The organism is Cnuibacter physcomitrellae, from assembly GCF_014640535.1.
Taxonomy (GTDB): Bacteria; Actinomycetota; Actinomycetes; order Actinomycetales; family Microbacteriaceae; genus Cnuibacter; species Cnuibacter physcomitrellae.
In genome coordinates this window covers 1,202,548-1,214,184 of sequence record NZ_BMHD01000001.1, presented here as the reverse complement: position 1 = coordinate 1,214,184, position 11,637 = coordinate 1,202,548, and the positions used below count along the sequence as shown (strand labels likewise).

10 protein-coding genes are annotated in these 11,637 nt (G+C 72.5%); 5 read left to right on the top strand and 5 right to left on the bottom strand.

What is annotated here, in order from left to right:
* Positions 1–24: 24 nt before the first annotated feature.
* The 5 genes from IEX69_RS05670 to IEX69_RS05650 form a co-directional block, all read right to left on the bottom strand.
* Entirely contained in the window at positions 25–1,332 is a 1,308-nt protein-coding gene (locus IEX69_RS05670) for a DUF58 domain-containing protein (protein ID WP_085020110.1), read from the bottom strand.
* A gap of 7 nt (positions 1,333–1,339) precedes the next feature.
* A complete protein-coding gene (locus IEX69_RS05665) occupies positions 1,340–2,314 on the bottom strand; it encodes an AAA family ATPase (protein WP_085020109.1) in 975 nt (324 codons plus the stop codon).
* Between the two features lie 61 nt (positions 2,315–2,375).
* Positions 2,376–3,557: a DUF4350 domain-containing protein gene (locus tag IEX69_RS05660; RefSeq protein ID WP_085020108.1), complete on the bottom strand. Its 1,182-nt coding sequence runs from the start codon at positions 3,555–3,557 to the stop codon at positions 2,376–2,378.
* Positions 3,554–4,219, bottom strand: coding sequence for a DUF4129 domain-containing protein (locus IEX69_RS05655; protein WP_085020107.1), 666 nt, complete (start codon positions 4,217–4,219; stop codon positions 3,554–3,556). Before IEX69_RS05655 ends, IEX69_RS05660 begins: the two co-directional genes overlap by 4 nt.
* Positions 4,216–5,721, bottom strand: a complete 1,506-nt coding sequence (locus tag IEX69_RS05650; RefSeq protein WP_085020106.1) for a hypothetical protein — start codon at positions 5,719–5,721, stop codon at positions 4,216–4,218. The genes IEX69_RS05655 and IEX69_RS05650 overlap by 4 nt, the downstream gene beginning before the upstream one ends.
* Positions 5,722–5,871: 150 nt before the next feature.
* Here IEX69_RS05650 and mtrA point away from each other — a divergent pair, with 150 nt between their 5' ends.
* The 5 genes from mtrA to hpf all read left to right on the top strand — a co-directional run bounded on the left by mtrA (position 5,872) and on the right by hpf (position 11,566).
* The gene (gene mtrA / locus IEX69_RS05645; protein WP_085020105.1) at positions 5,872–6,552 is read left to right on the top strand and encodes an MtrAB system response regulator MtrA; all 681 of its coding nucleotides are present in this window, start codon (positions 5,872–5,874) and stop codon (positions 6,550–6,552) included.
* Between the two features lie 31 nt (positions 6,553–6,583).
* A complete protein-coding gene (gene mtrB / locus IEX69_RS05640) occupies positions 6,584–8,260 on the top strand; it encodes an MtrAB system histidine kinase MtrB (RefSeq protein ID WP_085020104.1) in 1,677 nt (558 codons plus the stop codon).
* On the top strand, positions 8,253–9,953 hold the full coding sequence (locus tag IEX69_RS05635; protein ID WP_157127209.1) for an LpqB family beta-propeller domain-containing protein: 1,701 nt from the start codon (positions 8,253–8,255) through the stop codon (positions 9,951–9,953). Before mtrB ends, IEX69_RS05635 begins: the two co-directional genes overlap by 8 nt.
* Positions 9,954–10,044: 91 nt before the next feature.
* On the top strand, positions 10,045–10,758 hold the full coding sequence (locus IEX69_RS05630) for a ComF family protein (protein WP_085020102.1): 714 nt from the start codon (positions 10,045–10,047) through the stop codon (positions 10,756–10,758).
* Between the two features lie 100 nt (positions 10,759–10,858).
* Complete coding sequence (gene hpf, locus IEX69_RS05625; protein WP_085020101.1) at positions 10,859–11,566, top strand: ribosome hibernation-promoting factor, HPF/YfiA family; 708 nt, start codon at positions 10,859–10,861, stop codon at positions 11,564–11,566.
* Positions 11,567–11,637 lie beyond the last annotated feature (71 nt).

Below are 11,637 nucleotides of genomic sequence, written 5' to 3'. Positions count from 1 at the left end.
ACGGATCCTAGGCCGTTCACCCAGTCAGAGCCGGCCGGCGGCCTTGAGCGCGAGATAGCGGTCGGCGACGGCGGGCGGCAGGTCGCCGGGCGGGGCCGTCACGACCTCGGCGCCCTCCTGTCGGAGAGCGGTCGAGACACGCTGCACGTCGAGGAGCGCCCGCTCGGACGCGGCGGCCCGGTACGTCTCCTCTCGGGTCGATCGCTCGGACACGGCGGCCGCGAGATCGGGGTCGGTGACCGACGCCACCACCACCAGGTGATCGCGGCTGAGCTGCGGCACGGTCGCGAGCAGTCCCGAGGACCCGCCCGGCGAGTCCGCGGCCGTGACGAGCACGACCAGGGCGCGCTGCGTCGTGACCTGCCTCACGAGCGCCGGGACGGCGGTCCAGTCCGTCTCGATGAGGTCGGGGTCGACCGGGGCCATGGCGTCGACCATCCGGGAGAGCAGCTCGGGACCGGATGCGCCGTGCACGCGACCGCGGAGCCGCCGGTCGTAGAGCACGAGATCGACCCGGTCGCCCGCTCGTGTGGCGAGGGCGGCGAGGAGGAGGGCGGCCTCGAACGCGGTGTCGAGGCGGACCTCGTCGCCGATGCGGGCCGCGGACGTCCGGCCCGTGTCGATCACGATCACGACGCGCCGATCACGCTCCGGCCGCCAGGTGCGGACCATCACGTCGGAGTGCCTCGCCGTGGCCCGCCAGTCGATCGACCTCACGTCGTCGCCGCGGACGTACTCGCGGAGACTGTCGAACTCGGTGCCCTGGCCACGGACCATGATGCTCGTGCGGCCGTCGAGCTCGCGCAGGCGCGCCAGACGGGAGGGCAGGTGCCGCCGCGACAGGAACGGCGGCAGCACCCGCAGTCGCCCGGGCGAGAGCAGCACCGCCTGCCGGGCCGCGAACCCCAGCGGACCGAACGAGCGCAGCGCCACCCGCGCGACCCGGCGCTCGCCGCGGCGGAAGGGCGTGAGCGGGATCTGCATCGCGCGCCGCTCACCGGCCGGGATCACCAGACGCATCCGCGTGCGTGCCGCGCCCGCCGAGGGCTGCCACGCGTCTCGGACCAGGACGACCATCCGGCGCCGACCGAGGTTGGAGACGTAGAGGGTGCTGACGGCCGACTCGCCGAGTCGGATGCGCGCGGGGAGATCGCGTTCGAGGGCCACCCGCCGCGGCGAGGCGGCGAACGCCACGTCGACGAGCACGAGCAGCAGGGTGAGGGCCAGCCACGCGAGCAGCGTGGGATAGGCGAGGTCGAAGAGCACGTCGAGCACCACCACGGGGACGAGGCCCACGAGGAGGAACGCGACGACGCGACCGGTCAGTGCCATGCGCGGATCAGATCGGCACCCGGACCTGCGTGAGGATCGACCGGAGGATCGCGTCGACCGCGACCCCCTCGAGCTCCGCCTCAGGTCGCAGCTGGATGCGGTGCCGCAGCACCGGGACCACCATCGCCTGCACGTGGTCGGGCGTGATGGCGGGATAGCCGTTGAGCCACGCCCACGCCTTCGAGGCCGCCAGGAGGGCGGTCGCCCCGCGCGGGCTCACGCCGAGCTTCACGGACGGGCTCTGCCGGGTGGCGCGGGCGAGGTCGACGATGTAGGCGAGCACGTCGGGTGCGGCCTGCACCTGGCGCACGGCCCGCTGCGCGGACTCGAGGCCGGCGGCGTCGAGCACCGGCGTGACGCCGGCGGCCCGGAGGTCGCGGGGATCGAAGCCGCTCGCGTGCCGGGCGAGCACCGCGACCTCGGCGTCGCGCTCCGGGAGGTCGAGCACGAGCTTGACGAGGAACCGGTCGAGCTGCGCCTCGGGCAGGGTGTACGTGCCCTCGTACTCGATCGGGTTCTGCGTGGCGGCGACGAGGAACGGGCTCGGGAGCGCCCGGCTCACGCCGTCGACGCTGACCTGACGCTCCTCCATCGCCTCGAGGAGTGCCGACTGCGTCTTCGGCGGCGTGCGGTTGATCTCGTCGGCGAGCAGGATGTTCGTGAAGACCGGACCCTCGCGGAACGTGAACTCACCGGACCGTGCGTCGTAGACGAGCGAGCCGGTGACGTCGCCGGGCATCAGGTCGGGCGTGAACTGCACGCGCTTCGTGTCGAGCGAGAGCGCGTGGCTGAGGCTCCGGACGAGCAGCGTCTTCGCCACACCGGGCACGCCCTCGAGCAGCACGTGCCCGCGCGCGAGCAGCGCGATGATGAGGCCGGTGACGGCACCGTCCTGGGCGACGACGGCCTTGCCCACCTCGGTGCGCACCCGGCCCAGCGCGGCGCGGAGCTCATCCGGTGAGAGGTCTGGTCGATCCGTCATTCTCGTGTGTCCTCGTTCCTGCGATGGTGGTCGGTCGTCTCCGCCGCGGTGCGGCGGGTCGTCAGTCGGGCCTGGTCGCCGCCCGGACCTCGCGCTCGAGCACGAGGAGCCGGTCGGAGAGGGCCTGGAGGTCGGCCTCGCCGGCGGGGACCGCCCCGACGAGTGTGTCGTACACCTCGGCGGACGGTCTACCGGTCACCGCCGACACCGCCGACACGACCTCCGTCAGGTCGCTCGAGCGGGAGAGGTTCAGCGCCGTGGAGAGCCGCTGCACGGTCCCGACGCGGAGGGCGTCGACCGCTCGGAGCGTGGCCCCCTCGCGAGCGTAGAGGCGGGCACGGCCCTCGGCCGTCTCGCGGGCCCGGACGACGACGGGCATCTCCTCGACGACGACCGGCCCGAGACGGCGCCCGCGCCAGACCGCCGCAGCCACGAAGACCACGATGAGCAGCAGGATGACGGGCGTGACCCACCCCGGGGTGAGCTCCTGGATCGTCGGCGGCGCGTCCTCGGGGAGGTCGGCGGAGGTGGGCAGGTACCAGACGAGGGTCGGGTTCTCGCCCAGGAGGCCCAGCGCCAGCGCGGCGTTGCCGGCGAGCGGGATCGAGTCGTTCCGCAGGGCGTCGCTCACGCCGAGCACGTCGACGGTGCGGTCGCCCTGGTCGAGTCGCACCAGGCCGTAGGCGCCCGCGCCCGTGTCGAAGCATCCGGTGGCGTCACCCGGGTCGGCCGTGTAGGCGATGTCCGCCTGCGACACCTCGCCGGCGCGCTCGGCCGCGGGGATGCCGCATCCGGCGTCGACCGTGTCGTCGGACGACTCGACCGCCGTGGTACGGACCCCGGGGGCGAGGATGTCGAGCTCGTCGTCCGACGGCGTCGGCAGGACGAGGTCGGCGTCGAGGTCGCCGAGCGCCTCGAGGCCGTCGTCGTCGAGGTAGCCGTAGAGATCGGCCATCATCACGGTGACCGGGCCCTGCGCCCCCGACACGGCTCGGCGGGTCTCGTCGAGGGATCCCGTCACCACGACGTCGACGCCCTGCTGCTTCAACACCTCGACGAGAGCCTTGGATCCAGCCGAGCTGGGGCTCGTCGCGGAGTAGAGGCCCTGATCGACGAGGCCGCGGAAGCTCGACAGCAGGGTGAACCCGGCGAGGAGGATCGCGGCGACCGAGGCGAGGATCCAGAACAGCCAGCGTCGCAGCCGGGGGCCCGTGCGAGGCGTCTCGACGACCGTGGCGGTCATCGCGCGGCCGCCGAGGGGACGGCCTCGAGGCGGGTGGGTCGGGCGCGCTCCAGGGCGCCGTCGAGTGCGACGAGCCTGTCGTAGCCCGCGCTGGTGCCGGGCTGATCGAGATACCGCACCTCGTCGAAGGCGCGCGCGCCGAGACGCAGCTCCTCGGCCGAGTCGGGGAAGGACCGGCCCGCGCGGCTCGCGAACTCCTGCGCCGTGGTGCCCGGTGCCGACAGGACGACCGTCCGCTCGGCGAGGGCTCGCGCGATGGCGCGGTACTGCTCCTCGATCGCGGTCGACCAGTCGCCCGCGCTCGAGGCTCGGCGGGCGGCGGCGCGGATCTCCGCGGCGGATCGGGCGTCGTCGGCGCCGAACAGCTCGGTCGTCCGCAGCGCGCTCCTGGTGTTCAGGCGCGGGCGGCCGAACACGAGGAACGCGACCACGATCAAGGCGGCGACCACGAGCACGACGCCCAGGGGGATGAGGGCCCCGAAGCTGGGGCCACCCGGCGCCTGCAGCGAGCCGAGCCAGTCCTGGAACGCCTTCGACGCCTGATCGAACCAGGTCGGCCGCGCCGCCTGGTACTCGGGCTTCGACAGCTCGTCGAGCAGCCACTGACGGCCTTGGTCGGCGTCGGGCTGGACCGGCGGGTCGAGCAGGGCGAAGGGGTTCATGCACCTGCCCTGGGGAGGTACGGATCGGGCCAGCGGCCCTCCTCGTCGGGCGACTGCGCCGACTCGACGAACCGCGTGAGCTCGACGTCGAGCCCCTCCTTGCGCATCCGCAGGTCGATGTAGATCACGGCGACCACCGCGGCCTGGACGACGGAGGTGATGGCGCTGACGGCCGTGGTGAACGCGATGAACACGACGTAGAGCACGATGATCGCGACGATGCCGGAGCCCGTCCCCGTGGGGTCGATGAGGGACGGGACGATGCCGATGAGCAGGGAGAACGGCGTGCTGAGGATCTGGCTGGCGAAGTACAGGATGACGCCGACGAGCGCGATCGTGCCGAACGTGCGCCAGAAGTAGCCGCCCGTGAGCGACCAGGAGCGGCGGATCGCCGCGATGACGCCCTTCCTCTCGAGCACGATGATGCTCGGGACCATCGCGGTCTTCGTCCCGAGCCAGGCCCCGAGGACCAGGAAGCCGAGGCCGAGGAACACGGAGACCAGGACCGCGGCCGCGACGCCGCCTCCCGTCCCGCTGATCGCGCCGAGCACGATGATGCCGATCACGATTGCGAGTCCGATGAGGCCCGCTCCGACGAGCATGAGCAGCCACAGCGAGAGGGGGAGCACGCGCTTGAACGCGGCCTTCCAGAGCTCTCCCAGGCGCCGCTTCTCACCGAGGGTGCCCCGGGCGACCTCGACGACCAGGACGCCCTGCAGGAGAGCCGAGGCGAAGAGGCTGACCGCCAGCACCACGATCGTGCCGATGATGCCGAGCGCGACGTTGCCTGCGGCGATCACGTCGGCGTCGTCACCGACCGCGTTGAGGCTGCGACCGACGAGGAAGACGGTGAGGCCGACGAAGAAGAGCGTGGTGACGACGACGACGGCGGCCTGGATGATGAGGCCCGAGCCGAACGTCGCCTTCGGATTGCGCCGGAGCACCTGGAACGGTGCGCCGAGCAGGGTGCCGAAGCCGAGCGGACGGAGGGGGATGAGGCCGGGCTTGGGCGGTGGCGTCCACCCCTCGGGGGTGCCGGGCGCGGCGAACTGCGCGCCGTACTGCGCGTAGGCGGGCGTGCCGTTCCCGGGCGGCGGATACTGCGGCTGCCCGTACTGGGGCGGCGGGTACTGGGGCTGCCCGTACTGGGGCGGCGGGTACTGGGGCTGTCCGTACTGGGGAGGCGCGTACTGCGGCGGCGGGTACTGGGCCTGCGGCGGCGCGGAGGAGGGCTGGCCGGGCGGCGGCGCGTACTGTCCGTACTCCGGTGCCTGCGGCAGGGGAGCGTACTGTCCGTATTCCGGCGCCTGAGGCGCGTACTGCCCGTACTCGGGAGCCTGCGGCGGGGGAGCGTACTGCCCGTACTGGGGCTGCGGGGGCGCGGCAGGCGGGGGAGCGTCCTGGCCGTGCTGCGGCTGGGCGGGGCCGGAGGGCGGCGGTGGGGTGGGCTCGTCGCGACGCCCCTCGGTGCCCGGCGCGGTCCACCCGTGGTCGTCGCTCATCGAAGCCCTTCTCGCTGCGGCGGCAGGGAACCCCCAGCCCCCGGCACCCATGCTACGCACTCTCGTTCTGAGATTTCACAGTGCTCGCTCGCGCGTTCCTGATCAGCGCTCGATTACGCTGGTGCCACACCCGTCTGGAGAGAACAGCACATGGACCCTCGCATCCTGGTCGTCGACGATGACACCGCGCTGGCCGAGATGATCGGCATCGTGTTGCGATCGGAGGGGTACGAGCCGTCCTTCTGCACCGACGGGGCCGAGGCGCTGGGCGCGTTCCGCGACTCCCGGCCCGACCTCGTACTCCTCGACCTCATGCTGCCCGGCCTCGACGGCATCGAGGTGTGCCGCTTGATCCGCGCCGAGTCCGGCACGCCCATCATCATGCTCACTGCGCGGAGCGACACGTCCGACGTGGTGAAGGGCCTCGAGTCCGGCGCCGACGACTACGTCGTCAAGCCCTTCAACCCCAAGGAGCTGGTCGCCCGCATCCGCACCCGGTTGCGTCCATCGAGCGACGCCGCTCCCGAGACGCTGCGTGTCGGCGACCTCGTGGTCGACGTCGCCGGGCACGAGGTGCGGCGCGGATCCGATCGCATCAACCTCACGCCGCTCGAGTTCGACCTGCTGCACGCGCTGGCCGCGAAGCCGCAGCAGGTCTTCACCCGCGAGATGCTCCTGGAGCAGGTGTGGGGCTACCACTACAAGGCCGACACCCGTCTCGTGAACGTGCACGTGCAGCGGCTGCGGGCCAAGGTCGAGGCGGATCCCGACAACCCGCGCATCGTGATGACCGTGCGCGGGGTGGGCTACCGCGCCGGCGCGGTCACATGACGCCGCCCGCCGTGCGGGCAGCGAGCGGCGGATGACCGAGAACGTCCGGCGTTCCCGGGTCGGCCCGACGGTGGTACGCACCTGGCGCCGTTGGCCGCTCGAGATCGCCCGTGCCTGGCGCCGATCGCTGCAGTTCCGGACCATCGTGGTCACGGTCGCGCTGTCGACCGTCGCCGTGGTCGCGACCGGCACGTACATGTCGATCAGCATCGGCAACGATCTCTTCCAGTCGCGCCTCAACCAGGTCGTGACCGAGTCGCGGAACGCCGCCACGGCCGCCCAGAACATCTTCGACGCGGCGGACGCGGCGTCGGATGCGTCGACGCTGTCGCTGCTGAACTCCGCCAAGTCGGCGATCATCGCGTCCTCGTCCTCGCGGCTGATCGCGCTGCTGGCGATCCCCGGCCAGACCTCGCCCTCCTCGACGGTGCTCTCGTTCTCCAGTCCCGAGCTCACCGGCGACGTCATCTCCGACCAGCTCCAGGACGAGGTGGCCGCGAGCGACGGCGGCACGCAGACGCAGTACTGGCAGTCCGTCTCGCTCGCCGACGAGCGCGGCGACAGCCAGCCGGGCATCATCGTGGGCACGCCCCTCAGCATCCCCGGGGTGGGCAACTTCCAGCTCTACATCGGCTACAACCTCGCCGATGCGGAGCAGACGCTGGTGTTCGTCCAGCAGACGCTGTGGCTGGGCGGGCTGGCGCTGATCGTGCTCATCGGGCTGGTCTCCTGGGTCATCGTCCGGCTCGTGGTCGAGCCGATCCGCCTCGCCGCCGAGACGAGCGAGAAGCTCGCGGCCGGTGAGCTGGAGGTGCGCATCCCGGAACGCGGGGAGGACGTGATCTCGACGCTCGCGCGCTCGTTCAACGGGATGGCCGACAGCATGGCCGCCCAGATCAACCAGCTGGCGGAGCTGTCGCAGGTGCAGCAGCGCTTCGTCTCCGACGTCTCGCACGAGCTGCGCACGCCGTTGACCACCATCCGTCTGGCCGGCGACATGCTCTACGACCAGCGCTCCACGTTCCCGCCCGCCACTGAGCGCACGGCCGAGCTGCTGCACACGCAGACGAAGCGGTTCGAGGAGATGCTCTCCGACCTGCTCGAGATCAGCCGGTTCGACGCGGGCTCGGCGTCGCTCGACACCGAGCCGACGAGTCTCGTCCGGCTCGCCGAGGATGCCGCGGACCAGATGCGGTCCCTCGCCGAGCAGGCGGGCTCGGATCTGCGGGTGGTGGCGCCGGGCGGGTACACGGAGGTCGAGATGGACCCCCGCCGCATCCGCAGGATCGTGCTCAACCTCATCGGCAACGCGATCGAGCACGGGGAGCGCCGGCCCGTCGTGATCACCGTCGACAGCTCGCCGACGGCGGTCGCGCTGTCGGTGCGCGACTACGGCGTCGGGATGAGCCCCGAGGACGCCGAGCGCGTCTTCGACCGGTTCTGGCGCGCCGACCCGTCCCGCAAGCGGACGATCGGCGGCACCGGCCTCGGTCTGGCGATCTCGCTCGAGGATGCGACGCTCCACGGCGGCGCGCTCGAGGTGTGGTCGGCCCCCGGGGAGGGCTCGAACTTCCGGCTGACGCTCCCGCGTCGGCGTGGCGTCACCCGCGGGCCGTCGCCGCTGCCGCTCGAGCCCGACGACGTGCGGGGCGCGCAGGCGTCCCTCGGCGACGTCCGTCGCCCCGAGGGAGGCGATCGGGATGCGTGAACGACTGGCCCTCCTGCGCAGGAGCGCGGCGCTCAGGGTCGGGGCCGTGCTCGCGGTGCTGGCGCTCGCGGTCTCGCTCGCGTCCTGCGCCGCCATCCCGCGTTCCGGCGACGTCGGCTCGGAGTCGGGGCCCGCCACCGACGACAACATCGACGTCATCTTCCTCGCGGCGGGTCCCTCGGCCGGCGCGACGCAGGAGCAGATCCTGGCGGGGTTCGTCAACGCCGCGAAGGATCCGCAGAACGACTACGAGGTGGCGCGCAACTACCTGTCGCAGGGCTTCGCCGCTCAGTGGAAGCCCACGGCGGACGTCATCGTCGACAGCGGTCCGCGGTCGACCACCCCCACCGGCGACACGTCGCTGCGGCTCACCGTCACACCCCAGGCCCGTGTCGACGGGGAGGGCAGCTACAGCGAGACCGCGGCGGCGCCGCTCTCGCTCGACTACTCGTTCGTGCAGCAGGACGGCGAGTGGCGCATCTCCGCCGCGCCCGACGGCACGCTCATCGAGGACGTCTTCTTCGAGCAGGTGTTCAGCTCGCACTCCCTCTACTTCTTCGATCCCACCTACACCTTCCTGGTCCCCGACCTCCGCTGGTTCCCGACCTCCGCCTCCGTCGGCACCCGCATCGTGAGGTCGCTGCTCGAAGGCCCGACACCCTGGCTCGACGGGGCGGTGGTCACCGCCTTCCCGGACGGCACGTCGACCTCCAGCGTCGTCACCTCGGGAGGCACCACCCGCGTCGAGCTCTCGAGCAACGTCCTCCAGGCCTCGACGATCGACCTGCAGCGGATGCGGTTCCAGCTGTCCGCGAGCCTGGGCGGGGTGGCCTCGGTGTCGTCGGTGGCGATCAGCGTCGACCAGAACATCGTCGACGTGCCCTCGACCGATCGCGCGGCGCCCGAGGTGGCGCCCCGAGTCGGGCTCACCCCGCTCGTGGTCTCCGGCGATCGCTTCGGCTACCTCAGCGCCGACTCGGTCGCGGAGGTGCCGGGCCTGAGCGACGCCGTCGTCGCACTGCAGCCGAACGCGGTGGCCTACTCGGCCCGATCCACGGTCGCGGCGGTCAGGGCCGGGGATGGCGTCGTGGCCGCGGTCCGCGCCGGGGGAGCGACCACGGTCGTCGACCAGCGGTCGGGACTCATCGCGCCGGCGGTCGACCCGTTCGGCTGGGTGTGGAGCATCCCCGCGGCCGACCCCGGCGCCGTCGTCGCGGTGTCGCCGAGCAACGCGGCGTCGAACGTGCCCGCCCAGTGGGGCGGCGCGACCGAGATCCGGTCCTTCGAGATCTCCCGCGACGGCACGCGCGCGGTGGCCTACCTCGTGAGCGGGGGCGTGCCCCAGCTGGTGGTCGCGGCGGTGCTCCGCGACCAGGCGGGGACGCCGACGGGGCTCGGGCAGCCCGTCGTGCTCGCGGGCGGGTCCGGCACGCCGATCGACGCCACCTGGGTCGACCAGTACAGCGTCGCCGCGGTCTACGCCACGCCCTCCAGTGAACCGCAGGCGCTCTCGCAGCTGCTCGGCGGACGCAGCTCGGCGCTGGGCTCTCCCACGGGCGCCGACGCGGTCGCCGGCGGGAACGACCTCGACGGTCTGCGGGTGCGCACGACCGAGGGGACGCTGCTCCAGCTGCGCGGGAGCGCGTGGCAGACCGTGGCCTCCGACGTGTCGGTGCTGGCCGTGCAGAACTGAGCGCTCCTGCACAGCCCCGTCGGGAGATCGTCCTCTCCACCGCGCTGGCCTCGGCGACGCACGCCCCGGCGGCCGCGGCCATGATCGGGGGATGTCCGATCTCCCGTCCGCTCTGGTCGCGACCGTCCGCGACGCGCTCGCCGTGCTCCTCCCCGTCGACTGCGGCGGATGCGGGCAGCCGGGTCTCGCGCTCTGTCCTCGCTGCCGGGCCTCGATGACGCCGCAGCCGGCCGCCGTCGACGGCCTTCCGGCGGAGGCGCCAGGGGTGACCGCCGCCCTGCGGTACGAGGGCGCGGTCGCGGCGGCCCTCCGCCGGTACAAGGATGCGGGGCGCGTCGATCTGGCGCGCGCCCTCGCGCCCGCGCTGCGGGCGTCGATCGTCGAGCTCTGGCCCGCGGTCGCCGCCGGTGGGGAGCCGCCGGGCCTGCTGGTCGTCCCCGCGTCGAGGCCCGCGCTCCGTCGGCGGGGGTACGCGCCGGTGGCCCGGCTGCTGCAGAGCGCGGGGCTCCGAGCCACGTCGAGCACCCGTCTCGAGCTCACCCGGCGGGTCGGGGACCAGGCCGATCTGGGGCGCGAGGAGAGGCGGGCGAACGTCTCCGGCGCGATGAGAGCGGTCGGGGCCCGGGGCGGTCGATTCGTCCTCGTCGACGACGTCGTGACGACCGGCGCGACCCTCACCGAGGCCGCGCGGGCCGTCGTCGCGGCGGGCGGTCAGGTGGTCGCCGCGGCCTGTCTCGCGCACGCCGAACGCCGCCTGCAGACCACTTCGGAAACGCCTGGCCACCACTCGGCGGACGATCAGTGACATTCCGTCCGCACCCGGATAGGTTGGTCGGCACACAAGGCGCGAAGGGACTCGCACTTGACGGCGAGGACCTCGCGGCTCAGACGGCTAGGAGGTCTCCATGGACGTGAACATCATCGGACGGAACGTGGGAATCACGGATCGGTTCCGCGAGTACGCCACCGAGAAGGCCGAGAAGGTCGCTCATCTCGCCGACCGGGCCCTCGCCCTCGAGATCCGGGTCTGCCGCCACCATACGGGCAGCCAGATGGCGTCGTCCGGCGACGACCGGGTCGAGCTCACCCTGATCGGCCCCGGGCCGCTGGTGCGCGCTGAGAGCGCCGCATCCGACAAGTACGCCGCCTTTGACCTGGCCATCGGGAAGCTGATGGAGCGCATCCGCCGGGCGAAGGACCGCAAGAAGGTGCACCGCGGTCAGCATCGGCCCGCATCCCTCCACGAGGTGGCGACGGGCGGGTTCAGCGCGGTCGCCCTCGAGCCGGTCGACGCCGGGGTCCTGAACGGCACGAACGCGGCCTCGGAGCCGTCCGGCGACGAGCCGGCCGAGGCGACGGACGACTACAGCCCCGTGGTCATCCGCGAGAAGGTGTTCCCCGCCGTGCCGATGACGGTGGACGACGCCCTGTACCGGATGGAGCTCGTGGGCCACGACTTCTACCTCTTCGTCGACTCGGGCACCATGCAGCCGAGCGTCGTGTACCGGCGCAAGGGCTGGAACTACGGCGTGATCCATCTCGACGAGAACGCCGACGCCACACCGCTGCCCGCGAGCGAGGGCATCAAGCGGGTCGCCGCGGCCACCCGCTGACGGCCGAGGGCTTCTCCCACTGCGCATCCTGCGCTCACACCGGCCACGTCCAGGCGTGAGCAAGTAGTATG

Excerpts from the sequence above, each read along its gene's own strand:
- IEX69_RS05630 (WP_085020102.1), top strand. The coding sequence starts at position 10,045 with ATGTCCGATCTCCCGTCCGCTCTGGTCGCGACCGTCCGCGACGCGCTC.
- IEX69_RS05650 (WP_085020106.1), bottom strand. The coding sequence starts at position 5,721 with ATGAGCGACGACCACGGGTGGACCGCGCCGGGCACCGAGGGGCGTCGC.
- mtrA (WP_085020105.1), top strand. The coding sequence starts at position 5,872 with ATGGACCCTCGCATCCTGGTCGTCGACGATGACACCGCGCTGGCCGAG.
- hpf (WP_085020101.1), top strand. The coding sequence starts at position 10,859 with ATGGACGTGAACATCATCGGACGGAACGTGGGAATCACGGATCGGTTC.
- mtrB (WP_085020104.1), top strand. The coding sequence starts at position 6,584 with ATGACCGAGAACGTCCGGCGTTCCCGGGTCGGCCCGACGGTGGTACGC.
- IEX69_RS05660 (WP_085020108.1), bottom strand. The coding sequence starts at position 3,557 with ATGACCGCCACGGTCGTCGAGACGCCTCGCACGGGCCCCCGGCTGCGA.
- IEX69_RS05670 (WP_085020110.1), bottom strand. The coding sequence starts at position 1,332 with ATGGCACTGACCGGTCGCGTCGTCGCGTTCCTCCTCGTGGGCCTCGTC.
- IEX69_RS05655 (WP_085020107.1), bottom strand. The coding sequence starts at position 4,219 with ATGAACCCCTTCGCCCTGCTCGACCCGCCGGTCCAGCCCGACGCCGAC.
- IEX69_RS05635 (WP_157127209.1), top strand. The coding sequence starts at position 8,253 with ATGCGTGAACGACTGGCCCTCCTGCGCAGGAGCGCGGCGCTCAGGGTC.
- IEX69_RS05665 (WP_085020109.1), bottom strand. The coding sequence starts at position 2,314 with ATGACGGATCGACCAGACCTCTCACCGGATGAGCTCCGCGCCGCGCTG.